Origin of the sequence: Neobacillus sp. SuZ13 (assembly GCF_030123365.1) — a bacterium.
Classification (GTDB): Bacteria; Bacillota; Bacilli; order Bacillales; family Cytobacillaceae; genus Neobacillus.
Genome location: NZ_CP126107.1, coordinates 587,970 through 612,171, shown reverse-complemented (window position 1 = coordinate 612,171; position 24,202 = coordinate 587,970). Strand labels below are relative to the sequence as shown.

The 24,202-nt window shown below is 42.3% G+C and carries 17 protein-coding genes, 10 tRNA genes, 3 rRNA genes and 2 riboswitches; of the genes, 11 read left to right on the top strand and 19 right to left on the bottom strand.

The window, feature by feature from the left end; translation table 11 throughout:
* Window positions 1-180: 180 nt before the first annotated feature.
* The 5 genes from QNH17_RS02910 to QNH17_RS02890 all read left to right on the top strand — a co-directional run bounded on the left by QNH17_RS02910 (window position 181) and on the right by QNH17_RS02890 (window position 5,228).
* Window positions 181-600 carry a MarR family winged helix-turn-helix transcriptional regulator gene (locus tag QNH17_RS02910; protein ID WP_283879417.1) on the top strand — a complete coding sequence of 140 codons (420 nt, stop codon included), beginning with the start codon at window positions 181-183 and terminating at the stop codon, window positions 598-600.
* 13 nt (window positions 601-613) lie between these two features.
* Window positions 614-1,828, top strand: coding sequence for an MFS transporter (locus QNH17_RS02905; protein ID WP_283877308.1), 1,215 nt, complete (start codon window positions 614-616; stop codon window positions 1,826-1,828).
* A gap of 93 nt (window positions 1,829-1,921) precedes the next feature.
* On the top strand, window positions 1,922-2,107 hold the full coding sequence (locus tag QNH17_RS02900) for a hypothetical protein (RefSeq protein ID WP_260871787.1): 186 nt from the start codon (window positions 1,922-1,924) through the stop codon (window positions 2,105-2,107).
* Between the two features lie 95 nt (window positions 2,108-2,202).
* A riboswitch (Lysine riboswitch) is annotated at window positions 2,203-2,383 on the top strand.
* A 127-nt stretch (window positions 2,384-2,510) separates the two neighbouring features.
* A complete protein-coding gene (dapA, locus tag QNH17_RS02895; protein WP_283877307.1) occupies window positions 2,511-3,398 on the top strand; it encodes a 4-hydroxy-tetrahydrodipicolinate synthase in 888 nt (295 codons plus the stop codon).
* Window positions 3,399-3,554: 156 nt separating this feature from the next.
* Window positions 3,555-5,228 (top strand): ribonuclease J, encoded by a 1,674-nt coding sequence (locus QNH17_RS02890; protein WP_283877306.1) that lies wholly within the window; start codon window positions 3,555-3,557, stop codon window positions 5,226-5,228.
* Between the two features lie 53 nt (window positions 5,229-5,281).
* Here QNH17_RS02890 and QNH17_RS02885 read toward each other — a convergent pair whose 3' ends face one another.
* Window positions 5,282-5,803: a response regulator gene (locus QNH17_RS02885; protein WP_283877305.1), complete on the bottom strand. Its 522-nt coding sequence runs from the start codon at window positions 5,801-5,803 to the stop codon at window positions 5,282-5,284.
* A 90-nt stretch (window positions 5,804-5,893) separates the two neighbouring features.
* Window positions 5,894-6,928, bottom strand: coding sequence for a Delta(5) desaturase DesA (desA, locus tag QNH17_RS02880; RefSeq protein WP_283877304.1), 1,035 nt, complete (start codon window positions 6,926-6,928; stop codon window positions 5,894-5,896).
* Window positions 6,929-7,245: 317 nt separating this feature from the next.
* Here desA and QNH17_RS02875 point away from each other — a divergent pair, with 317 nt between their 5' ends.
* The 4 genes from QNH17_RS02875 (at window position 7,246) to sleB (ending at window position 11,110) form a co-directional block, all read left to right on the top strand.
* Window positions 7,246-8,691 carry a DEAD/DEAH box helicase gene (locus tag QNH17_RS02875; protein ID WP_283877303.1) on the top strand — a complete coding sequence of 482 codons (1,446 nt, stop codon included), beginning with the start codon at window positions 7,246-7,248 and terminating at the stop codon, window positions 8,689-8,691.
* Window positions 8,692-8,820: 129 nt separating this feature from the next.
* Window positions 8,821-9,936 carry a M20/M25/M40 family metallo-hydrolase gene (locus QNH17_RS02870; protein WP_283877302.1) on the top strand — a complete coding sequence of 372 codons (1,116 nt, stop codon included), beginning with the start codon at window positions 8,821-8,823 and terminating at the stop codon, window positions 9,934-9,936.
* A 71-nt stretch (window positions 9,937-10,007) separates the two neighbouring features.
* A complete protein-coding gene (locus tag QNH17_RS02865) occupies window positions 10,008-10,283 on the top strand; it encodes a M20/M25/M40 family metallo-hydrolase (protein ID WP_349632560.1) in 276 nt (91 codons plus the stop codon).
* A 107-nt stretch (window positions 10,284-10,390) separates the two neighbouring features.
* Entirely contained in the window at window positions 10,391-11,110 is a 720-nt protein-coding gene (gene sleB / locus QNH17_RS02860; RefSeq protein ID WP_283877300.1) for a spore cortex-lytic enzyme, read from the top strand.
* A gap of 56 nt (window positions 11,111-11,166) precedes the next feature.
* On the opposite strand, the gene QNH17_RS02855 is transcribed toward sleB, so the two are convergent.
* The 13 genes from QNH17_RS02855 to QNH17_RS02795 form a co-directional block, all read right to left on the bottom strand.
* Window positions 11,167-11,240: transfer RNA gene (locus QNH17_RS02855), tRNA-Ile, on the bottom strand.
* Between the two features lie 4 nt (window positions 11,241-11,244).
* Window positions 11,245-11,318 (bottom strand) — tRNA-Gly (locus QNH17_RS02850).
* Between the two features lie 20 nt (window positions 11,319-11,338).
* Window positions 11,339-11,413, bottom strand: a tRNA-Gln gene (locus QNH17_RS02845).
* Between the two features lie 15 nt (window positions 11,414-11,428).
* Window positions 11,429-11,504 (bottom strand) — tRNA-His (locus tag QNH17_RS02840).
* Between the two features lie 45 nt (window positions 11,505-11,549).
* A tRNA-Asp gene (locus QNH17_RS02835) sits at window positions 11,550-11,626 on the bottom strand.
* A gap of 3 nt (window positions 11,627-11,629) precedes the next feature.
* Window positions 11,630-11,703 (bottom strand) — tRNA-Met (locus QNH17_RS02830).
* Between the two features lie 21 nt (window positions 11,704-11,724).
* Window positions 11,725-11,817: transfer RNA gene (locus tag QNH17_RS02825), tRNA-Ser, on the bottom strand.
* A 21-nt stretch (window positions 11,818-11,838) separates the two neighbouring features.
* Window positions 11,839-11,915 (bottom strand) — tRNA-Met (locus QNH17_RS02820).
* Between the two features lie 18 nt (window positions 11,916-11,933).
* A tRNA-Val gene (locus QNH17_RS02815) sits at window positions 11,934-12,009 on the bottom strand.
* Window positions 12,010-12,048: 39 nt separating this feature from the next.
* Window positions 12,049-12,123: transfer RNA gene (locus tag QNH17_RS02810), tRNA-Glu, on the bottom strand.
* A 39-nt stretch (window positions 12,124-12,162) separates the two neighbouring features.
* A 5S ribosomal RNA gene (rrf, locus tag QNH17_RS02805) occupies window positions 12,163-12,279 on the bottom strand.
* 57 nt (window positions 12,280-12,336) lie between these two features.
* Window positions 12,337-15,271: ribosomal RNA gene (locus QNH17_RS02800) — 23S ribosomal RNA — on the bottom strand.
* 156 nt (window positions 15,272-15,427) lie between these two features.
* Window positions 15,428-16,965: ribosomal RNA gene (locus QNH17_RS02795) — 16S ribosomal RNA — on the bottom strand.
* The 16S, 23S and 5S rRNA genes sit together here with 10 tRNA genes alongside, the layout of an rRNA operon.
* Before the next feature lie 515 nt (window positions 16,966-17,480).
* On the opposite strand from QNH17_RS02795, the gene QNH17_RS02790 reads away from it, so the two are divergent.
* Window positions 17,481-18,446: a LacI family DNA-binding transcriptional regulator gene (locus tag QNH17_RS02790; protein WP_283877299.1), complete on the top strand. Its 966-nt coding sequence runs from the start codon at window positions 17,481-17,483 to the stop codon at window positions 18,444-18,446.
* A 195-nt stretch (window positions 18,447-18,641) separates the two neighbouring features.
* Window positions 18,642-19,454, top strand: coding sequence for a Cof-type HAD-IIB family hydrolase (locus QNH17_RS02785; protein WP_283877298.1), 813 nt, complete (start codon window positions 18,642-18,644; stop codon window positions 19,452-19,454).
* Between the two features lie 70 nt (window positions 19,455-19,524).
* On the opposite strand, the gene QNH17_RS02780 is transcribed toward QNH17_RS02785, so the two are convergent.
* From QNH17_RS02780 to QNH17_RS02765, 4 genes are all read right to left on the bottom strand, one after another.
* Window positions 19,525-20,931 carry a sensor histidine kinase gene (locus tag QNH17_RS02780; RefSeq protein ID WP_283877297.1) on the bottom strand — a complete coding sequence of 469 codons (1,407 nt, stop codon included), beginning with the start codon at window positions 20,929-20,931 and terminating at the stop codon, window positions 19,525-19,527.
* Window positions 20,921-21,595, bottom strand: coding sequence for a response regulator transcription factor (locus QNH17_RS02775; RefSeq protein WP_283877296.1), 675 nt, complete (start codon window positions 21,593-21,595; stop codon window positions 20,921-20,923). The genes QNH17_RS02780 and QNH17_RS02775 overlap by 11 nt, the downstream gene beginning before the upstream one ends.
* A gap of 159 nt (window positions 21,596-21,754) precedes the next feature.
* Window positions 21,755-22,753, bottom strand: coding sequence for an adenosine deaminase (gene add / locus QNH17_RS02770; RefSeq protein ID WP_283877295.1), 999 nt, complete (start codon window positions 22,751-22,753; stop codon window positions 21,755-21,757).
* A gap of 59 nt (window positions 22,754-22,812) precedes the next feature.
* Window positions 22,813-22,913: riboswitch (purine riboswitch) on the bottom strand.
* Between the two features lie 189 nt (window positions 22,914-23,102).
* Window positions 23,103-24,005, bottom strand: coding sequence for an acyl-ACP desaturase (locus tag QNH17_RS02765; RefSeq protein WP_283877294.1), 903 nt, complete (start codon window positions 24,003-24,005; stop codon window positions 23,103-23,105).
* Window positions 24,006-24,202 lie beyond the last annotated feature (197 nt).

The window sequence follows — 24,202 nt, the reverse complement described above, 5'->3', positions numbered from 1 at the left end:
TTTTTCAAAAATACACTATCCCCTCATAAATCCATATATCCCAAGACTTCAACTCGTTTTAATCAAACGTTTGATTGGTAACACCGATTAGACTAATAAAGCCACATCTGGTACACTATAATAGTTACCCAAGGTAATTATTACTCTAGCTAACTATCTATTTTATTCGGGGTGATTTAAATAAAGACTTCACAAAAATTCTTTCACCAATTATTGATGCTTTACCGGCCGTTTGAAAATAAATTGAATTTCCATTTGGCTGAACACCAACTACACAGAGCGCAATGGTCTATTTTTCACTGCTTATCCAATAATGGACCTGCTACACTTGTGGAACTTTCTCATTATTTATATGTAGAAAAGCCCACAGTTACTCGGACTATTAATCGCTTAGAAGAACTAGGATATGTCGAACAGGTTCCTAGCAACGATAAACGTGAAAAGCGGATACAGCTGACAGAACTAGGAAAAAAAGTATATACGGATGTTCGTGTCACGATTGATCAATTTGAAAATGACATTTTAAATGGAATCTCAGAGCAGGAACAGCTTGAGACCATCCGGATTATGGGAATCATACGAGACCATATTATTAAGTAAGGAGTTAATTAACGTGAATCAACCAAGAGCTAAACTTTGGACCAAGGATTTTACGATTGTTTCCGGGGTCAATTTTTTCGTCACTTTAGTCTTTTATTTATTAATTGTCATCATTGGTGTTTATGCAGTAGACGAATTTCATGCTTCTACAAGTCAAGCAGGTCTTGTCACAGGGATCTTTATTGTTGGTTCATTGATTGGCAGGTTATTGATTGGCAGATTTATTGAGTCTATTGGCCGAAGGAGAACATTAATCATTGGTGCCGTCCTTTTTATTTTGACACTTCTTCTATATTTTCTAAATTTCGGGATTACCTTCCTGCTTATAACACGCTTACTTCATGGGATTGCAGCTGGAATGGTCGGGACAGCAACGGGAACGATTGTGGCCCAGATTATCCCTGCTTCACGAAAAGCAGAGGGAATTGGCTATTTCAGCATGAGCGCAACACTGGCTACCGCAATAGGTCCATTCATTGGTCTTTACATGACCCAGCATACAGACTTTCAAATGATATTTATTTTCTCACTTGCCTTAGGGGTCATTAGCTTAATCACAGCGTTCTTTGTAAATGTGCCACAATTGGAAGGATCGCCCCAACCAACTGAAACAAAAGGATTTAAACTTTCCAATTATATTGAACCCAAGGCACTTCCAATCGCAGTTATTACATTAGTAGTAGCTTTTTGTTATTCCAGCGTTCTTTCATTTATTAATTTTTATGCGATAGAAATTGACCTAGTAAGTGCGGCAAGTTTCTTTTTCTTAGTTTATTCCATAGCCGTATTGTTATCGCGCCCCCTTACCGGCCGTATAATGGATGTAAAAGGGGCAAACTATATTATGTATCCATGTATTATTGCCTTTGCCGGTGGTTTGTTTCTGCTTAGCACCGCAAGCGTTAATATTATATTATTAGCATCTGGCGTACTAATCGGCCTTGGTTTTGGTAACTTGCAATCAAGTACCCAAGCAATAGCAGTAAAAGTAACTCCTCCCCATCGGATGGGATTGGCAACTTCCACTTTCTTTATCTTTCTTGATGCCGGTCTTGGGTTCGGTCCATACATCCTAGGATTTTTTATTCCGCTAACAGGCTATCGTACTTTGTATGTAATCCTAGGTGCAGTCGTTCTTGCGTCGATGGTTCTTTACTACTTCCTTCACGGTAAGAAAGAACTGCCAAGAAGAACCATAATGAAGGAACCAACGCCTGGCACCCATTGAATTCTAGCACCACCCTCTTGATGAAGACATAAAACCCGTCTTAAGCAAATATGATTAACATAAGAATCCTAAATAAAGGGGTCGGTAAATTTGATGATTTTTAATAAAATTGCATTATCCTTTGTTGTTTTCTTTTCCATCAGTATGATCATAAATACTTATTTAGGAGAAAAGGAACAGATTCAATCGGATGTTATTTATTTTGTGATGAACGGGTTTGCGTATATTGTATCTGCATTAGAAGTAGAAAAAGAAAAACAGGGGTTAGAAACTGCATAGATTTGACATATATAGTTCCTTTTTCCCTTGAAACAAAAGGAATATTCTGATATATTATTATCAATTATATATTTTTCTTACTTCAATACGTTTGAAGTGAGGATAGAGGCGCAAAGACCATTAGTACGCAGCTGGAGGATAATGAGGTCCAACGATGGTTGTGAAAAGGGGAATTTGCCGAAGTTTCATTGATTCTCATTTATCATGAAGCTGGTTCTGCTATTGAAAAAATACAGAACTGTCATATAGGAAACTATATGGAGGGCTATCTTACGCACGGGAACTTAGTTATTTTTGTTTCTACTGCAACAGTGAACCCTCGCTGTTGCTTTTTTGCGTTGAATTTTGAATGGCCTTGCCCACCTCTAAATTTTATAAAAATTTATTAAAAGGGTGAGAAAAGATGAAATTTGGCCAAGTTTTAACCGCGATGGTTACACCATTCGATCAGAATGGCGAAGTTGATTTTAACGCAGTAAGAAGATTAGTAGATTATTTAATTGATAATGGTACGGACGGGCTCGTCGTTGCTGGTACAACAGGCGAATCTCCAACCTTAACGACAGATGAAAAAATCGCTCTATTTAAAGCTGTTGTCGTCGCAGCGAGAGGAAGAGTTCCTGTCATCGCTGGCACTGGCTCAAATAACACGCGGGCTTCTATCAGTTTAACAAAGCAGGCTGAAGAAACAGGTGTAGATGGGATTATGCTTGTTGCTCCATATTATAACAAACCTTCCCAAGAAGGTATGTATCAACACTTCAAAGCAATTGCTGAATCTACATCATTGCCGGTTATGCTTTATAATATTCCTGGCCGAAGTGCGGTCAATCTATCGGCAGAGACCATTGTTCGCCTTTCACAAATCGAGAATATTGTCGCTGTAAAAGAAGCAAGCGGCAACTTGGATGCCATGGCTGCTATTATTAGCCAAACTCCTAGCGATTTTACCCTTTATAGTGGGGATGACAGCTTAACATTGCCAGTTTTAGCAATTGGCGGCGCTGGAGTTGTATCCGTTGCTTCCCATGTAATTGGCACTGAAATGCAAGAAATGATTAATCACTTTAAAAATGGCCGCGTCCAAGAAGCGGCTCACTCTCATCGCCAACTTCTGCCTCTTATGAAGGCATTATTTACGGCTCCTAATCCAGCACCAGTAAAAGCAGCCCTGAACATGAGCGGGGTGCAGGTTGGTGGACTTCGATTGCCATTGCTTCCTTTGAGTCCTGAGGAAGAAATGGCATTGCAAGTCGTTTTACCTGGAAACCAAGTCAAAACATTAATTTAATTTGCATGTAGGCTGTCAACACACAGGGAATTCAGTGCTGTTGGCAGCCTTTTTTTGAAGGTAACTATCTAGAAAAAGTTTTCATCTTCCCTTCCAATAAAGTCTAACCAAAAGGGCATACTATTGATATTTACTTAGTATAGGGAGGATATTGACTTGCAAACCAATGATCAGCAATTATCCATTTTCGCTTTAGGCGGCATCAATGAAATCGGTAAAAACATGTATGTGGTTCAATACGCGGACGATATTTTTATCATTGACTGTGGTGGAAAGTTTCCAGATGAGAGTTTATTAGGAATTGATTTAATTATCCCTGATATTACCTATTTAGAAGAAAATCAGGAGAAAATCCGCGCATTGATTGTCACTCATGGGCATGAGGACCATATTGGCGGGATCCCGTATATCTTAAGAAAATTGAATGTCCCTATTTATGCTACCCGCTTTACATTGGGTCTCATTGAATTAAAAATTGATGAGCACCGATTGAATGGAAACACAAAGCTCGTGACAATTGATTCTAATTCCAAACTTGAGTTTGGGGAAACTTCGGTTTCCTTCTTTAGAGTAAGTCACAGTATCCCAGATTGTCTTGGTATTGTTTTTCATACTCCAGAGGGGAATGTCGTTCATACCGGAGACTTCAAATTTGATTTAACACCGGTGAATAATCAACATTCCGATATTCATAAAATGGCTGATATCGGTGAGCAAGGTGTCTTAGTTTTAATATCTGAAAGTACCAATGCGGAGCGTAAAGGGCTAACACCTTCAGAGCAGATGATTGGGGACAATATGGATGAAGCCTTCATGAAAGCGGAAGGGAAAATCTTCATATCTACCTTTGCATCGAATGTAAATCGTGTTCAGCAGGTCGTTGCCTCTGCCATAAAATCCAATCGAAAGATCGCGCTTCTTGGCCGTAGTATGGTAAATGTCGTCTCTGTTGCAATAGAGCGGGGATATTTAACCATGCCCGAAGGAATGCTCATCGAAGCAAGGGATGTTGACCAACTTGCTCCGGAAAAAGTGGTCATCCTATGTACCGGAAGTCAGGGAGAACCCATGGCGGCCCTTTCTCGCCTTGCCAGCGGAAACTACCGGGATGTTTCCGTTTATCCGGGAGATACGGTTATCTTAGCAGCCTCACCAATACCGGGCAATGAAAAAGATGTGTCAAGGATCATCGACAACTTATTTAAACTAGGTGCTAAAGTGATCTATGGCTCAGGCAGTTCAACGGGTATGCATGTTTCTGGGCACGGTTATCAAGAAGATTTAAAGCTCATGCTAACTTTAATGAAACCAACCTATTTTATTCCGATTCATGGTGAATATCGAATGCTGCATCATCACCGGTTATTAGCGGAGTCAGTGGGCGTAGAGCAAGGGAATACATTTATTATTAAAAATGGCGATGTGGTTGATATCGAAAAGTCCGTTGCTCGTCAGACCCGCTCCATTCCAGCTGGAGATACGTATGTAGACGGGATGGGCGTTGGCGACATTGGGGACATTGTCCTCAGAGACCGGAAACAACTTTCTGAAGATGGAATGCTCGTAATTGTGATTACCATTAGTAAAGGAGACCGGAAGATCATTTCTGGACCTGACACGATCACCCGCGGGTTTGTCTATGCACGTGACTCAGATCAGCTCCTCAAAGAGATTAACCGCCTTGCTAAGAAAACCATTAATGACCTCCAAAGCGAAAACATCCGCCAATGGAATGTCATGAAACAAAACATCAAGAAAAGCGTCGGACAATATGTATTCGCCCAAACCAAAAGAAAACCGATGATCCTGCCTATTATCATTGAAATATAAAAAGGGTGTCAGGCATCATGTGAAAATTTCACATGATGCCTGACACCTATTTTCTACCCTGTTGGTAATTTTATTTTATCCAGTATGGTGGTGAGGTAGTTTCTAACTGTGTTAATTTTTGTTTTTTCCTTGAGGTGTTGGTGTTGATGGATTACTTCCATATCTTGTTTTTGGTCAATGAGGTCTTCATCGATTAGTTCCGCGTTATAAATTTTATCTCCGTTATTAATGCTGCGAATGGAATTGGCTAATTCTTCACTAGGGCTATCCTTCAATAAAAACCCACTTACCTCCGCCTCTAATGCACGCCGATAATATCCACTTCGTGCAAAGGTAGTTAGGATAATCACCTTGCAGCCAAATGACCGTAAAGCTTCTGCTGCCTCTAACCCACTCATTTCAGGCATCTCGATATCCATGATACAAACATCAGGCTGCAGTTGATGCACTAGTGCAAGCGCCTCTTCCCCATTGCTTGCCTGACCAACCACTTCCATGTCCTCTTCCAAATTTAAGAGAGAACCCATTGCTCCAAGCAGCAGTTCCTGATCCTCTGCAATAACTATTCGAATCATGTCAGTTCTCTCCTTATCTGGCAGCTGTTATGTAAATAACAACTCCCCTTATAGAAGGGGAGCAAGCCTGTAATAATGGGATCTTAGTTGTTAAATTTCCGGTTTCACTTGTTGGACGGAAAACTTTTTCTTTGCTAAAGCTTTGACTTCCCTAAAGCTTACAAAGTTCTTTCGTTCCTCATCCCATAAACGGAATCGTAGGGACTTTAAGCTTGTAGCAAGAGAAATGGTTGGTACGTTTTGTAAAGGTGGAGTATTATTGTGTGCTTCTTCCAATTTATAGTTAGGCACTCTTGGGCTTAAATGATGGACATGGTGAAAACCAATATTTCCAGTCAACCATTGCAAAACTTTTGGAAGTTTATAGAATGAACTACCTTCAACTGCTGCTTTCACATATTCCCATTCTTTATCTTCTTCAAAATAAGAATCTTCAAAAGTGTGCTGTACGTAGAACAACCAAATACCTGCCGCTCCTGAAATCATGAAAATCGAACCCTGTACTAATAGAAACGACTGCCATCCGATTGCCCAACAAAGTATACTAATCAGAGCAACAATCAGAACATTGGTTAAATACGTGTTGTTACGTTCCTTCTGTTTTGCGCCTTTACGGTTAAATCGATTTTTAAGAAGAAAAACATAAATCGGGCCTAATCCAAGCATGACCAATGGATTGCGATAAAAACGATAAGCTAAACGAAGTCTAAGTGGTGCAGCTAAATATTCATCTACTGTAAGTGTCCAAATATCACCAGTTCCACGTTTATCCAAGTTACCACTTGTTGCATGATGAACAGAATGCTCATGTCCCCATTGATCAAATGGGAAGATGGTTAATACACCCATCGCTGTCCCAACGATTCGGTTGGCACGGCGGCTTTTAAAAAAGGAATGATGGGTACAATCATGAAATATGATGAAAATCCTAGTTAGTAATCCTGCGGATATTACAATCGGAACCAATGCTAACCAATAGGAAACGGATAGGCTTAAATAGGCTAAGTACCATAATGCAAAAAATGGTACGACCGTGTTAATGATCTGCCATACACTTTCTTTTGTTGTCGATTTTTCAAAGGGAGCTACTTGTTTTTTTAGAGTTTTCGTATTTTGTAAGGTCATTTTTTTGAATTCCCTTCCTTCTTTGTGTCGTTATCTCAAAGTATATAGAAAAGAATTTGTCCATGTTAGTAGCAGGTGTCATGTGCAGGATATGACAAATGTCACATTACAATAATATTTTTCAGCAAATTAGTGCCTGACACCAGATATACCAACACTTCTGGTGTCAGGCACTTTTTTTGAAATAATTTTAAAAATTATTTTGGGTGAATGGTGTATATCCAGTATAATGAAGCGTATTCAGTTTATGCATATGATATTTCTTTGCGAGAAATCCTAAAGGTAAGCCGGATAATACTAATAAATGAGGTTAATACATGAGTAAAGTAAGTTTTGCGGATTATCATTTAAGTGACGAAATCACAAGAGCACTGACCATTTTAAAATATGACACTCCTACCGAGGTCCAAAACGAGGTCATTCCCTTGGCCTTGAAAAATCAAGATCTGGTTGTAAAATCGCAAACGGGCAGCGGCAAAACTGCCTCCTTTGCCATTCCTATTTGCAACATGATTAACTGGGAAGAAAGAAAGCCACAAGCATTAATCCTTACCCCAACGAGAGAACTTGCGGTTCAAGTGCGCGAGGATGTAACGAATATTGGCAGGTTTAAACGGATAAAGGCCATGGCCGTTTACGGGAAAGAACCCTTTTCGAAGCAAAAAGAAGAACTGCAGCAGAAAACGCATGTCGTCGTCGGAACACCCGGACGTGTCATGGACCATATTGACAGAGAGACCCTCATTCTTGATGAAATAAAGTATCTTATTATCGATGAAGCAGATGAAATGCTTAATATGGGGTTTATCGACGAAGTAGAAGCAATCATAAAAGAACTTCCTTCCAACCGAGTCACCATGGTCTTTTCGGCTACCTTACCAGAGGATGTTGAAAACCTCTGCCATAAGTATATGAAAAATCCTGTTAATATCGAGATTGCATCAACCGGGGTCACGACGGATACGATCGAACATCTGTTAATCGAGGTCAAAGAAGAAGACAAACTTTCCCTGCTCAAAGATGTAACAGTTGTCGAAAATCCAGATAGCTGTCTCATTTTTTGCCGGACAAAAGAACATGTGGATACCGTATATTCGGAATTGGAAGAATCGAATTATTCATGTGAACGACTTCATGGAGGATTAGAACAACAAGATCGGTTTGCGGTAATGGATGGCTTCAAAATGGGAAATTTCCGCTACCTCATCGCCACGGATGTGGCCGCACGCGGAATTGATATTGATAATGTAACCCTCGTCATCAACTATGACGTCCCTATGGAAAAAGAAAGCTATGTCCACCGCACTGGAAGAACGGGTCGTGCCGGAAATGAGGGCAAAGCGATTACCTTGGCCACACCATATGAAGGGAAATTTGTTCGGGCGATTGAGCGCTATATTGGCTTTGAGATACCTAAGATGGAAGCTCCAAAACCCGATGATGTTGCAAAAGGAAAAGAAGCCTTTGATGAAAAAATCAGCGGCCGCCGCGTTGTGCGAAATAATAAAACAGCCCGTATTAACCAAGGCATTATGAAACTCCATTTCAACGGCGGAAAAAAGAAGAAGATGCGCGCAGTCGATTTTGTTGGAACAATCGCAAAAATTCCTGGTGTCACAGCCGATGATATTGGCATTATCACCATCCAGGATCAAATGACCTATGTTGATATTTTGAATGGCAAGGGCGCACTCGTCTTACAGGCGATGGAGAATGCCACCATTAAAGGAAAGAAACTTAAAGTTAGCAAAGCACTTAAATAAAGGAAGTACTTTATTTCGAGCGATTATCCATGATAATCGTTCTTTTCTTTTTATAATCACATAAAGTTCCTTCTATTCTGATAATATTGTACAATTAAGGTATTAACAGGAAAAGTAGAGATATTTTTTATGAAAAAACGAAAGCTTGCACTACAAATTATCGGCGGTATCATTATTATTTTCCTAATTGTAATCGTTTTCAACACTCTGATAGTAAAATCAAAACAACCGGCTCCCCACCCAACAGACATAGTAATTAACGAGAATGTTGCAGTTGAGAAATTATCCAAAGCAATAACTTACAAAACCATATCCTATCAAGATCGCAATAAATTTGACTTTAAGGAATTTGAAAAATTTATTGCCTTTTTATATGAAAGTTTCCCACGCATTTACGAACAGTTAAAATTTGAAAGAGTAAATAAGTATGCCCTTGTATATAAATGGAAAGGCAGCGACTCAGGCAAAATGCCTGTCGGTCTAACAAGTCATTATGATGTGGTTCCTGTTTTATCTGGAACGGAATCCAATTGGGAGCAAGACCCTTTCAGTGGTGCGGTTGTGGACGGAAAGATTTGGGGTCGGGGGACATTAGATGACAAAATTGGCGTGATTGGAATATTGCAAGCAGTGGATTTTCTGTTAATGGAAGGATTCCAGCCGAAGCGAGATCTGTATTTCATGTTTGGATTTGATGAAGAAATCGGCGGTGATGAAGGGGCGAGCGCGATTGTAGATACACTTAAAGACAGAGGAATTACCTTTGACTATGTTTTAGATGAAGGCGGTGCGATTGTCGAAAACATGGTTCCTGGTGTGGACCAGCCAGTTGGTGTCGTTGGTATTTCGGAGAAAGGATCAGCTACGGCAAAACTGACGATTGAAGGCAGTGGCGGTCATTCCTCGCAGCCAAAGGATCACACCAATATTGGCCGGATATCAAGTGCTATTGCGAAACTTGAAGATACTCAGTTTCATGGTGACCTTAGAGGTCCCGGTGAAGATTTATTTGAATATGTTGCACCAGAAATGAGTTTTGGTATGAAATATGTGTTTGCCAACAAAGTCATTTTTGAGCCGGTGATTGAAAAAATATTACTTGGACAGCCAGCATCTGCAGCATTAATTCGTACCACGATTGCCCCCACGATTTTTCAAGCTGGCGAGCAATATAATGCCTTACCTGAAACAGCGACGGCTTTCATCAACCTCCGGCTCATGCCTGGTGATTCCTTAAGTAAGTAAAGACATTCATTGAGGACACCATCGATGATGATGATATTAACGTGACGGTAACAGGTAATGAAGCCTCCAAGGTGTCTTCAATTACGGGATGGCCATTTAAGTCGATTCAACAAGCTGCGAGGAATGTATACGGGAAAGCAGTCATTGCCCCTTATTTAATGTTTGCCGGCTCTGATGCAAGGCAATATGATCGTATTTCTAGTAATACTTATCGGTTCCTACCTGTACAGATAACTTCAGAGGACCTCAATCGAATGCATGGGACGAATGAACATGTCAGTGTCGAAAACTACCTTCATGCGATAAAGTTTTATACGGAAGTAATTAGAGAGTCAAATAAACAATAGTTATGGGAGGGATACCGCAATCTGGCGGTATTCTTTTTTATTCATCTTACATAAAAGGATAATTTTTGAAGAAAATAACGTTATTACTGTTCTTAGGAGGCTATATTTTGCTAGAAAAAGCTTTCATAAAGACACGGCTGATTTTTATTGTGCTTTTTGTTGTATTCATCACCACTAGTGAACAAAGTAATGACGTATTAGCGTTCACTAGTCAGGTGCTCCAAAGGGGTTCAACAGGAGAAGATGTTATTGAGTTGCAGTCACGACTCAAATATAACGGCTTTTATACAAGTAATGTAGATGGTGTATTTGGCTGGAATACATATTGGGCCGTACGGAATTTTCAAGATCAATTTGGTCTTCCTGTGGATGGAGTTGTAGGCGCTAATACAAAGGCAGCTATCGTGAAAGCAACAAAATACGAAAAAACTAATTCATCAGGTAACAATTCTGCTAATGTAACAGGCGGTTTTTCACAAAATGATATTCAATTGATGTCAAACGCTGTTTACGGGGAATCACGTGGTGAGGAATACACAGGGCAAGTCGCTGTTGCAGCAGTCATTTTGAACCGTGTCAGCCACTCATCGTTTCCTGATACAGTTGCAGGTGTCATCTATCAACCAGGAGCCTTTACTGCAGTGGCAGATGGTCAGATTAATTTAACACCCAATGCTACTGCGAAGAAAGCAGTTATGGATGCAATCAACGGCTGGGATCCTAGTGGCGGAGCCATATATTATTTTAATCCTGATACCGCGACAAGTGGTTGGATATGGAGTCGGCCACAAATCAAAAGAATTGGGAAACATATTTTTTGCAAATAGTGTATGTAAAAAAACGACTTAGAAGTTGTAAGAAACTTCTAAGTCGTTTTTTATGATGGGCCTAAATGGACTCGAACCATCGACCTCACGCTTATCAGGCGTGCGCTCTAACCAGCTGAGCTATAGGCCCATATTGGAGCGGGTGATGAGAATCGAACTCACAACATCAGCTTGGAAGGCTGAGGTTTTACCACTAAACTACACCCGCAGTTTAAAAATAAAGAAAAATGGCTGGGCTAGCTGGATTTGAACCAACGCATGTCGCAGTCAAAGTGCGATGCCTTACCGCTTGGCTATAGCCCAATACTATAAAGTAAATGGGGCGACTGATGGGAATCGAACCCACGAATGCCTGAACCACAATCAGGTGCGTTAACCACTTCGCCACAATCGCCAAAATAATCTATATATCAATAGCAGGAAACCTACTAGAAAAAAATGGCGGTCCGGACGGGACTCGAACCCGCGACCTCCTGCGTGACAGGCAGGCATTCTAACCAACTGAACTACCGGACCAAATTGCGGGGACAGGATTTGAACCTGCGACCTTCGGGTTATGAGCCCGACGAGCTACCGGACTGCTCCACCCCGCGGCAATAATATATTAAAGATAATGGAGGAGGAAGAGGGATTCGAACCCCCGCGCGGTATGACCCGCCTGTCGGTTTTCAAGACCGATCCCTTCAGCCAAACTTGGGTATTCCTCCAGATATTAATAAATAATTAATTGGTAGCGGCGGAGGGGATCGAACCCCCGACCTTACGGGTATGAACCGTACGCTCTAGCCAGCTGAGCTACACCGCCAAAGAACAAATATAATCATGGTGGAGGATGACGGGATCGAACCGCCGACCCTCTGCTTGTAAGGCAGATGCTCTCCCAGCTGAGCTAATCCTCCACATTAATGAAAGTTGTATTACGCTTGTACAAAAAATATTGGTGACCCCTACGGGATTCGAACCCGTGTTACCTCCGTGAAAGGGAGGTGTCTTAACCACTTGACCAAGGGGCCAGATTAAATCTTGACGAAAAAAATAACCCAAAAGGGCTAGCCTGGCAACGTCCTACTCTCACAGGGACGCGTGTCCCAACTACCATCGGCGCTGAGAAGCTTAACTTCCGTGTTCGGTATGGGAACGGGTGTGACCTTCTCGCCATTGCTGCCAGACTATATGAGGTTTTATTCCCTCAAAACTAGATAATTGACAATCATCATATATTCGTTTTGGTTAAGTCCTCGAACGATTAGTATCAGTCAGCTCCACATGTTACCACGCTTCCACCTCTGACCTATCAACCTGATCATCTTTCAGGGTTCTTACTAGCTTGCGCTATGGGAAATCTCATCTTGAGGGGGGCTTCATGCTTAGATGCTTTCAGCACTTATCCCGTCCGCACATAGCTACCCAGCGATGCTCTTGGCAGAACAACTGGTACACCAGCGGTGCGTCCATCCCGGTCCTCTCGTACTAAGGACAGCTCCTCTCAAATTTCCTGCGCCCACGACGGATAGGGACCGAACTGTCTCACGACGTTCTGAACCCAGCTCGCGTACCGCTTTAATGGGCGAACAGCCCAACCCTTGGGACCGACTACAGCCCCAGGATGCGATGAGCCGACATCGAGGTGCCAAACCTCCCCGTCGATGTGGACTCTTGGGGGAGATAAGCCTGTTATCCCCGGGGTAGCTTTTATCCGTTGAGCGATGGCCCTTCCATGCGGAACCACCGGATCACTAAGCCCGACTTTCGTCCCTGCTCGACTTGTAGGTCTCGCAGTCAAGCTCCCTTGTGCCTTTACACTCTGCGAATGATTTCCAACCATTCTGAGGGAACCTTTGGGCGCCTCCGTTACTTTTTAGGAGGCGACCGCCCCAGTCAAACTGCCCACCTGACACTGTCTCCCACCCCGATCAGGGGTGCGGGTTAGAATTTCAATACAGCCAGGGTAGTATCCCACCGACGCCTCCACCGAAGCTAGCGCTCCGGCTTCTCAGGCTCCTACCTATCCTGTACAAGCTGTACCAAAATTCAATATCAGGCTACAGTAAAGCTCCACGGGGTCTTTCCGTCCTGTCGCGGGTAACCTGCATCTTCACAGGTACTATAATTTCACCGAGTCTCTCGTTGAGACAGTGCCCAGATCGTTACGCCTTTCGTGCGGGTCGGAACTTACCCGACAAGGAATTTCGCTACCTTAGGACCGTTATAGTTACGGCCGCCGTTTACTGGGGCTTCGATTCAGAGCTTCGCTTGCGCTAACCCCTCCTCTTAACCTTCCAGCACCGGGCAGGCGTCAGCCCCTATACTTCGCCTTGCGGCTTCGCAGAGACCTGTGTTTTTGCTAAACAGTCGCCTGGGCCTATTCACTGCGGCTCTTCGAGGCTATTCACCTCAAAAAGCACCCCTTCTCCCGAAGTTACGGGGTCATTTTGCCGAGTTCCTTAACGAGAGTTCTCTCGCTCACCTTAGGATTCTCTCCTCGCCTACCTGTGTCGGTTTGCGGTACGGGCACCTTTTATCTCGCTAGAGGCTTTTCTTGGCAGTGTGGAATCAGGAACTTCGGTACTAAATTTCCCTCGCTATCACAGCTCAGCCTTCACGAGAGGCGGATTTGCCTACCTCTCAGCCTAACTGCTTAGACGCGCATATCCAACAGCGCGCTTACCCTATCCTCCTGCGTCCCCCCATTGCTCAAACGATAAAGAGGTGGTACAGGAATATCAACCTGTTATCCATCGCCTACGCCTTTCGGCCTCGGCTTAGGTCCCGACTAACCCTGAGCGGACGAGCCTTCCTCAGGAAACCTTAGGCATTCGGTGGATGAGATTCTCACTCATCTTTCGCTACTCATACCGGCATTCTCACTTCTAAGCGCTCCACCAGTCCTTACGGTCTAGCTTCAACGCCCTTAGAACGCTCTCCTACCACTGACATCAAAGATGTCAATCCACAGCTTCGGTGATACGTTTAGCCCCGGTACATTTTCGGCGCAGAGTCACTCGACCAGTGAGCTATTACGCACTCTTTAAATGGTGGCTGCTTCTAAGCCAACATCCTGGTTGTCTAAGCAACTCCACATCCTTTTCCACTTAACGTATACTTTGGGACCTTAGCTGGTGGTCTGGGCTGTTTCCCTTTTGACTACGGATCTTATCACTCGCAGTCTGACTCCCACGGATAAGTCTTTGGCATTCGGAGTTTGTCTGAATTCGGTAACCCGATGAGGGCCCCTAGTCCAAACAGTGCTCTACCTCCAAGACTCTTACTACGTGAGGCTAGCCCTAAAGCTATTTCGGAGAGAACCAGCTATCTCCAAGTTCGATTGGAATTTCTCCGCTACCCACACCTCATCCCCGCACTTTTCAACGTGCGTGGGTTCGGGCCTCCATCCAGTGTTACCTGGACTTCACCCTGGACATGGGTAGATCACCTGGTTTCGGGTCTACGACCACATACTCATACGCCCTATTCAGACTCGCTTTCGCTGCGGCTCCGTCTCTTCAACTTAACCTTGCATGGGATCGTAACTCGCCGGTTCATTCTACAAAAGGCACGCCATCACCCATGAACGGGCTCTGACTACTTGTAGGCACACGGTTTCAGGAACTATTTCACTCCCCTTCCGGGGTGCTTTTCACCTTTCCCTCACGGTACTGGTTCACTATCGGTCACTAGGGAGTATTTAGCCTTGGGAGATGGTCCTCCCTGCTTCCGACCGGATTTCACGTGTCCGGCCGTACTCAGGATCCACTCAGGAGGGAACGAAGTTTCGACTACAGGGTTTTTACCTTCTCTGACGGACCTTTCCAGGTCGCTTCATCTACCCCGTTCCTTTGTAACTCCATGTTGAGTGTCCTACAACCCCAAGAGGCAAGCCTCTTGGTTTGGGCTATGTCCCGTTTCGCTCGCCGCTACTCAGGGAATCGCGTTTGCTTTCTCTTCCTCCGGGTACTTAGATGTTTCAGTTCCCCGGGTATGCCTTCTATACCCTATGTATTCAGGTAAAGATACTGTTCCATTACGAACAGTGGGTTCCCCCATTCGGAAATCTCCGGATCAAAGCTTACTTACAGCTCCCCGAAGCATATCGGTGTTAGTCCCGTCCTTCATCGGCTCCTAGTGCCAAGGCATTCACCGTGCGCCCTTTCTAACTTAACCGAAGTTAATTATTAAAAGAACTTACTTGTTTATATGATGTCTTGTCAATTATTATCTAGTTTTCAAGGAACAAGTTTCGAGAGATAGTTCTCTCAAAACTAAACAAAAACAGAAACGTCCTTTAATGAAGTATCAAGTACTTCATTTTATCCTTAGAAAGGAGGTGATCCAGCCGCACCTTCCGATACGGCTACCTTGTTACGACTTCACCCCAATCATCTGTCCCACCTTAGGCGGCTGGCTCCTTGTGGTTACCCCACCGACTTCGGGTGTTACAAACTCTCGTGGTGTGACGGGCGGTGTGTACAAGGCCCGGGAACGTATTCACCGCGGCATGCTGATCCGCGATTACTAGCGATTCCGGCTTCATGCAGGCGAGTTGCAGCCTGCAATCCGAACTGAGAATGGTTTTATGGGATTGGCTAAACCTCGCGGTCTTGCAGCCCTTTGTACCATCCATTGTAGCACGTGTGTAGCCCAGGTCATAAGGGGCATGATGATTTGACGTCATCCCCACCTTCCTCCGGTTTGTCACCGGCAGTCACCTTAGAGTGCCCAACTGAATGCTGGCAACTAAGATCAAGGGTTGCGCTCGTTGCGGGACTTAACCCAACATCTCACGACACGAGCTGACGACAACCATGCACCACCTGTCACTCTGTCCCCCGAAGGGGAAAGTCCTATCTCTAGGAGTGTCAGAGGATGTCAAGACCTGGTAAGGTTCTTCGCGTTGCTTCGAATTAAACCACATGCTCCACCGCTTGTGCGGGCCCCCGTCAATTCCTTTGAGTTTCAGCCTTGCGGCCGTACTCCCCAGGCGGAGTGCTTAATGCGTTAGCTGCAGCACTAAAGGGCGGAAACCCTCTAACACTTAGCACTCATCGTTTACGGCGTGGACTACCAGGGTATCTAATCCTGTTTGCTCCCCACGCTTTCGCGCCTCAGCGTCAGTTACAGACCAGAAAGCCGCCTTCGCCACTGGTGTTCCTCCACATCTCTACGCATTTCACCGCTACACGTGGAATTCCGCTTTCCTCTTCTGCACTCAAGTCCCCCAGTTTCCAATGACCCTCCACGGTTGAGCCGTGGGCTTTCACATCAGACTTAAAGGACCGCCTGCGCGCGCTTTACGCCCAATAATTCCGGACAACGCTTGCCACCTACGTATTACCGCGGCTGCTGGCACGTAGTTAGCCGTGGCTTTCTGGTTAGGTACCGTCAAGGTACCGGCAGTTACTCCGGTACTTGTTCTTCCCTAACAACAGAGCTTTACGACCCGAAGGCCTTCATCGCTCACGCGGCGTTGCTCCATCAGACTTTCGTCCATTGTGGAAGATTCCCTACTGCTGCCTCCCGTAGGAGTCTGGGCCGTGTCTCAGTCCCAGTGTGGCCGATCACCCTCTCAGGTCGGCTACGCATCGTCGCCTTGGTGAGCCGTTACCTCACCAACTAGCTAATGCGCCGCGGGCCCATCTGTAAGTGTCAGCCGAAACCGACTTTCAGCTTTTCCTCATGAGAGGAAAAGGATTATCCGGTATTAGCACCGGTTTCCCGGTGTTATCCCAGTCTTACAGGCAGGTTGCCCACGTGTTACTCACCCGTCCGCCGCTAGACTCCGAAGAGTCTCGCTCGACTTGCATGTATTAGGCACGCCGCCAGCGTTCGTCCTGAGCCAGGATCAAACTCTCCAAGAAAGTTGATTAGCTCATTTATTACGTTGGCTTAGCTTACTTTCTTCCGAAAGTGTCACTAATAAAAATTTTGTTGACGCTTCTGTTTTGTTTAGTTTTCAAAGAACTATTTTGTGACAGGTTTATAGTTTATCATCTCATCTTCAGAAAGTCAAATACTATTTTGAAATAATATTTTCCGAACAAACGAGATTATTATCATATCAACCACAATCACTTTTGTCAACTGGTGAAGGATTATTTTTTCAAGAAACATCTAAGTTTCGTTTGATATTCCCTCATCAGATTTACTATATTACTATCATCCATCTTTAAAGTCAACTATTATTCTATAAAAAATAAGTATTATCATTTTTTAAGATAGCCATTCCATCATTCGGTCATTAATGCAACCATAATGAAGCACTATTTCTATAGTAAAATTCGGTTATAATATACAATTATATAAATTGAACAGTAAAACGCGGAATTGCATTGCAGCTTACGGAGTGTCAGGCACCGCTTAGGAAGGTAATGGAATGACAAATATTAAAGATTTGGCCAAGATGGCAGGTGTTTCTGTAACCACTGTTTCTCGAGTGTTAAATAATCATCCGTATGTAAGTGCCGAAAAAAGGAATGCCGTTTCAGAGGCGATTAGACAGAGTAATTACCGACAAAATATTAATGCAGTCCATTTAAGTACAGGAAAGACCTTTCTTGTAGGAGTGGTAGTTCCTTTTATCGATACCCCTTACTTTGCCCTATTAATAAAAGGAATTGCAAATGAAGCGTTAAAACACAATTACAATTTGGTGTTATTTCAGACCAACTACCTGGAAAGCCGAGAATTAGATGCATTACAAACGTTAAAACAAAAGCAGATTGATGCGTTAATTATTTGCTCAAGAATATCCGATTGGACAACTATAGAAACGTATTTGCCTTTTGGACCGATCATTTTATGTGAAGATACCAGAGGAAAAAAAGTATCCTCCTCATTTGTGGATCACTATAAAAGTTTCCTATTTGCATTAGATTACCTATTTCAAAAGGGTTACAAAAAAATTGGTTATTGCATCGGACGTCAATCAGGTACTAATAGTAAAAACAGAGAATTAGCATATAAGGATTTTTTAGAAAACAATCGATTACCCTTTAACCCTTCCTATATTTTTAAAGATTGTCTTCACTTTGAAGATGGGGAAAAGGTAGTAGAGCAGATTAGAAAGATGCCTCATCCACCAACAGCCTTACTGGTGACAAGCGATGATGTTGCAGCGGGGATTGTTACCTGTGCACAAAATCTAGGTGTTACGATACCAGATAATCTTGCCCTTATTGGGTTCAACAATCAACCTATCGCTAAATTGATGAGTATTACAACGATTGAAATCCCACTTGAGGAGATGGGCAGGAAACTATTTTTACAAGGTATCAGCAAAAATGAGGAGATTGCTCAATATGAAATCCCCGTAACATTAATTGAACGGAATACCGTTTGAGTCTCACGAATTGATTATTTTCTCCCGTCTTCACCTTCCGTACCTAATAAAACAGAAATTATTTTTTTCAATCCACTTGACCTGAAACGCGTTTCATAAACTATCCTGTTTTTGCAAGAACTCACAACACCAGGTCGGCGTTATCAGAATTCCCTGAGCGTAACGACCTGTTGTGATTTAACGGAGGGATAAAAAATGAATCAACCTATGGTGTTTTTTGATATCGACGGTACATTGCTCAACGAGGATAAAGTGATTCCGGATTCCACAAAGAAAGCTGTTCGTTTACTTCAGGAAAAAGGAGTACACACAGTAATTGCCACTGGTCGTGTGCCGAAAATGTTTTATTGGATTCAAAAAGAATTGAATATTAGTTCTTTTATTTCCATGAACGGACAATATGTGGTATTTGAAGGGCAAGAAATTTATGCCAATCCAATTAATCCCGAGCTGCTTCAGTCGATTTCCACTTTGACAGCAAGAAAAGGGCATGCCCTGGCCTACTGCAGTCACGATAATTTTAAAGTCAGCCAAGAAAATCACCCATTTATTGAATCTAGTTTTGACTCATTAATGATGCCTTATCCTAAAGTTGACGATGCATTCTATAAACATCAGCCAATTTTTCAGGGACATCTTTACTGCAACCACGAGGACAAATATCAATACGTCGACCATTTTCCTGATTTAGACTTCGTCAAGTGGCATGATTTTGCTTATGATTTTCTGCCAAAGGGCGCCTCAAAAGCGGTTGGTATTAGCAAACTGCTTGAATACTTAGATATCAGCAACAAGAACTGTTTTGCGTTTGGGGATGGTTTGAATGATTTGGAGATGTTAACGATGATTGGAACGGGAATCGCTATGGGTAATGGGGTTCCTGAAGCAAAGGCCGCAGCTGATCTTATTACCACGACATCATCTAATCACGGAATTCTAAACGGCCTCATCCAAGTTGGGCTTTTAGGAAAAGACGCGGCCGCGGAATATGCAAATAAAGCGATATAACTAACGATTGAAGAAGGATGGTTTTTAGAATGTGTATGTCAGACGGTGTCAGGCACCATCTGACATATACCTATCCTTTAAAAACCTGTGGGATATAAACGATGAAAGTACTCCCTTTTCCGAGTTCACTGGTAACTTTTATCGTTCCTTTATGTGTGTCAACGATCCATTTGGCGATGGAAAGTCCCAAGCCATGACCACCCATTTGCCGGGAACGCGATTTATCAGACCTGTAAAACCGTTCAAAGATATGCTTACTATCCTCTGCACTTATTCCAATCCCCGTATCTTGAACGGAGAGACATAACTGTTGTCCTTCAATTTTCAGCGCAAGACCAACTTCCCCACCGTTTGTTGTGTATTTTATTGCATTATCTAAAAGAATATACAATAGCTGTGATAGCCTCCCCGGATCGCCGACTGCAATCAGCGAATCAGGTGAATCCAAATGGAGAGAAATTTGTTTAGCAGCAGCCAGCGGACGAACTGAGTCAATCGCTCTTTCTGCTTGAGGACGAAAGTCAAAGGTCTCTAAACTAAGCTGAATGGTATTTGAGTCTGACCGAGCTAGTGTCAATAAATCACTCACCAGATGTGTCATCCGTTTCACTTCTTGTCTCATATTGATGAGAATTTTCTCCACCATGTCTCTCTTTTGAGGTTCAATCGTCATTTCCACTGCATCAATCGAAGAAAGCAAGACACTTAATGGTGTCCGTAATTCATGCGAAGCGTCTGCCACGAATTCACGCTGCCTTGTAAACGCGCCGCTAATTGGAATCATCGCTCTTTTTGACATGACGACACTCATATAGATGGCTATCCCCAAAAATACTATTCCTATTGTTATAAGTATCATCAATAGTGAGCGGAACAGCTGATATGCAAAGGATATGTCTTTTCCAACATATAACTTCCCAATAAATTGACCATTATTATAAATAGACCGATTGGCAATCATGAGCTGGATATCTTGAGAAGTCTCACGCGGGTGAAATTCCCCCTTCATTCCCCTTCCATTAGCATTCATTTCAGCATGCACAATTTCCTTTCGAATCTCCCCTTCATTTTGGATTCTTCCATTGATGAGCCGGAGTATATTTTGCCGCATCCGCTTATCTGATTCATTGCCCATTATTATTTCTCCGTTAGAATTAACGAGATAATAAAAGAACTGATTTACTCCTGCAAACACGACTTCTTGGTTATCGATTCCTTTCAAGTCACTCTGTTCATTTTTTAGTAATGAATTCTCGATGAAACTCGCTTCCTGATTCACCAATGATTGCAGTTCACGTTCCTGGTTGTTTAAGATGATAACATGAAGGACAATATAAACAATTGCGATAAAAAAGAGTAGAAAAAGCATGAGCAATCCACTATACATGCGGGTTAATCTGCCTTGCGTGTGTCTAAAAATATCTTTTTCACCCCGTTTGATGAATGCACGAATGAAGGATCCAATTTTAGTTTCCAAACTTGTACCCTACCCCTCTAATACTTTGAAGCAAATCTTGTTTTCCGAAAGATTGGAGCTTTTTGCGGATTAATTTGACGGTTGCATCTATCGTTTTAGGTGCAACCTCTGAATCAAAGCCCCAGATACGCTCTAAAATTACTTCACGCGGCAGAACTTGCCCCATATTTTTTACCATTAAATCTAACAACTGAAATTCTCGAGGGCTTAGTTGAATTTCCTCTTGACCCAAACTAACACTATGACTCAACCGATTCAGAACCAAACCTTGAATTTGAATTTCTTCCTCCAAAATCGGCGCATAGTTACGACGGGTAAGGGCCCGGAGCCGAGCTAAAAGTTCGTCAATTTCGAACGGTTTAACGAGGTAATCATCTGCACCTGAATCCAGGCCCTCAATTCGATCCCCAACGGTATCTTTTGCAGTCAGCATCAGAATCGCACCAGAATAACCTTGTTTCCGTAATCTTGCACAAACTTCCACACCTGTCCCATTTGGCATCATCCAATCCATGATGATGACATCATAGTGGGCGGTGGTAGCATAATAGTAAGCATCCTCTCCATTTGTTACCCACTCGACTTGGTAGCCGCCTTTCTTTTTAAGCATATATTCAATTAATTCACCGAGACGCAAATCGTCTTCCGCTAATAAAACTTTCATCCTTTTATCTCCCTTGCGACTGATTTTATAAGGATTAAAATCATCTCTAGTAACTCAAATCTAGCATCGCAATCTTAAGGTTTGCTTAAGAAAAGACAAAAAGGTGTCAGGGACCATGTGAATTCTTCACATGGTCCCTGACACCTATCATTCTACTTTTCATCTAGAGATATATTTCTTCAGCATTTCCTTTGTTTCGGCATTGGCAAAGCTTGCTTCTACGCTAGTTAGGTAAATTTGCTTATAGTCATCTTCACTTATATTGAATTCTTTAAATACGATGTCACATTCATTTGCCATCGTTGTATTTGAAACTGTCCGGTTGTCTGTATTAACCGTGACCTGAATTCCATCTTTATGAAATTGATATATAGGATGTTCGCTAAACTGGTTCACTGCTTTGGTTTGCACATTACTTGTTGGGCACATTTCAAGCACTATTTGCTTTTCCTTTACGATGTTATATGCCTCTTCATAGTCCTTTATAAATACGCCATGGCCAATTCTCTCCGCACCCAAAAGTTCAACTGCCTCTAATACGTTTTTACCTACACCCGTTTCACCTGCATGGATGGTTACTCGATAACCATATTCTCTAGCCAATGCAATGGGTTCTACGAATTTTTCAGAAAATCCTTCCTCTTCCGATGCACATAAATCAATGGCCACTACACCTTCTCCAAGGAATTTCTTCCCCTTCTCTACCACCTCAAAAGCACGGGAAGCAGGCATCGTCCTCATGCAGGAAAGAATCAAGTTTCCCTTTATTTCATATTGATTTTCGGCATCCTTCATTCCAATTAAAACGCTTTGGATAATCTCTTCAACGTCTAATCCCCCTGCTGTATGAAGTAATGGAGCAAATCTTACCTCCATGTATTTCACATTTTCGCGGGCCGCATCCTCAAAAAGTTCAAAGGTGATTCTTCTAAGATTTTCCTCTGACTGCATAACTAAATTAGGTATAGAAAATTTCTCTAAGTATTCATCAAGGGATTCGCATTCTAATGGCGCAATGAGCTCTCTTTGCAGTTCGTCCCTATCCAGCGAAGGCAAACTAATCCCCTCTCTCTTTGCAATATCAATGATAGTTTCCGGTCTTAGACTCCCATCCAAATGGCAATGAAGTTCTATTTTAGGTAAAGTTGCAAAATTCATTTTAATATTTACCTCCTAATTTTTATATAAAAAAAAATTCCTGATTACGAAGAAAATACAAATCCATGTATCTTCTTCGTAATCAGGAATTTATAGGTTCCTGGTAGAGACCTCCAAACCATATCATTGGAGTTATACGAAAGTTTTTATTAAATTACTATTGCTAAAGAATAATAAATTCTATTTTCATTGTCAACCCTTTAAGCATAAATTGAACCAACTATATTTATTCGGAACTAACTTATTTATTTTTATGGCTGTGTTTAACTTGTCTTTGATTTCCGTTCCAGGCACTTCGCTTTCCGCGGGCGTGCCTGGAACGAAGATTAACAGAATGCCAAAATCAACATTAGCTTTTAACAGAGCCATTTTTATAAAAACGATCTCTTACTCTTTTCAACCTGGCGTGGTAATTTAGTATATCCAGTCTAGCTTTTTCTGCTTCTGGTGCAATCGGTCTTAATTTTTCCAACTCCCAATAATTAACAATCACATCTAGAACTTGATCAAAATATTCCAATGGACCATAGTTTGCCTCTTTTGCAATAATGGCCATGCGATCTTCGAAATCAGGCATTACTGTACCAGGCATTTGGAAGTTTTTAATCACATGTCCTAAATGATAACAGTAATTAGGTTCCAATTGGAGATGAAATTTAATCACATCTCGATAAAAGGCATAATGCAGCGTTTCATCCTTTGCAAGACGGCGAAGCAAACTAGCTAAATCTTTATCATGCGAACCAGCTCCTTTGGCCACGTTATTATAGAAAACCATGGTTGCTAGTTCTTGTAATGATGTATATACCATGGTTTCAAAAGGCGTGTGATAATCAGGATTCCAGCCATTCTCAACCGTTTGTTTGTGTAATTGGTGGAGCCTCTTCGGATCGACATTACGTGTAATTAATAAATACGTTTCAAGCAGGTTTGAATGCTGGTCTTCTTCCGCAGTCCAAGTATGGACAAAATCTTTAATAACCGTTAAAGAACCTTTAAATGTTTGATCTAGATGCGAGGTAAACCATGGCAGGTTTACTTCGGTTAAAAGGGCGGTTTCAACAGCAGTAATAATCGATGCAGGCAGTGTAACCTGGCTTTCATCCCAGGGAACACGCCTGAAATCCATTGCCTTATCCCATGGTAAGAAATCATGATAACCCCAATCTATTTTTTCAGAACGCTTTTTATGTTCTTCATATAAATCTATTAGTTTAGGCTCCAATCTAAAGTCCAAATCATTTGTTAACATCAAAATCCTCCGTTGTCGTAAATATTATTAGTTTACCGTACAAACGATCTTTAATCGTAAAAAAATGGGCCCATTTCTACCCATTTAAATATTCGCGAATTACCAATGTTTGGGCGCGGATAAAGTTATATCTGATATTAGTACCTGTTGCTAAGTTAATTGTATCACAACTATTCTGAATTAAACCAATAAATAAA

Coding starts and splice junctions, on each gene's coding strand:
- QNH17_RS02875 (WP_283877303.1), top strand. CDS start 7,246: ATGAGTAAAGTAAGTTTTGCGGATTATCATTTAAGTGACGAAATCACA.
- QNH17_RS02785 (WP_283877298.1), top strand. CDS start 18,642: ATGAATCAACCTATGGTGTTTTTTGATATCGACGGTACATTGCTCAAC.
- QNH17_RS02900 (WP_260871787.1), top strand. CDS start 1,922: ATGATTTTTAATAAAATTGCATTATCCTTTGTTGTTTTCTTTTCCATC.
- desA (WP_283877304.1), bottom strand. CDS start 6,928: ATGACCTTACAAAATACGAAAACTCTAAAAAAACAAGTAGCTCCCTTT.
- QNH17_RS02790 (WP_283877299.1), top strand. CDS start 17,481: ATGACAAATATTAAAGATTTGGCCAAGATGGCAGGTGTTTCTGTAACC.
- QNH17_RS02870 (WP_283877302.1), top strand. CDS start 8,821: ATGAAAAAACGAAAGCTTGCACTACAAATTATCGGCGGTATCATTATT.
- QNH17_RS02775 (WP_283877296.1), bottom strand. CDS start 21,595: ATGAAAGTTTTATTAGCGGAAGACGATTTGCGTCTCGGTGAATTAATT.
- QNH17_RS02765 (WP_283877294.1), bottom strand. CDS start 24,005: ATGTTAACAAATGATTTGGACTTTAGATTGGAGCCTAAACTAATAGAT.
- QNH17_RS02885 (WP_283877305.1), bottom strand. CDS start 5,803: ATGATTCGAATAGTTATTGCAGAGGATCAGGAACTGCTGCTTGGAGCA.
- dapA (WP_283877307.1), top strand. CDS start 2,511: ATGAAATTTGGCCAAGTTTTAACCGCGATGGTTACACCATTCGATCAG.
- add (WP_283877295.1), bottom strand. CDS start 22,753: ATGAATTTTGCAACTTTACCTAAAATAGAACTTCATTGCCATTTGGAT.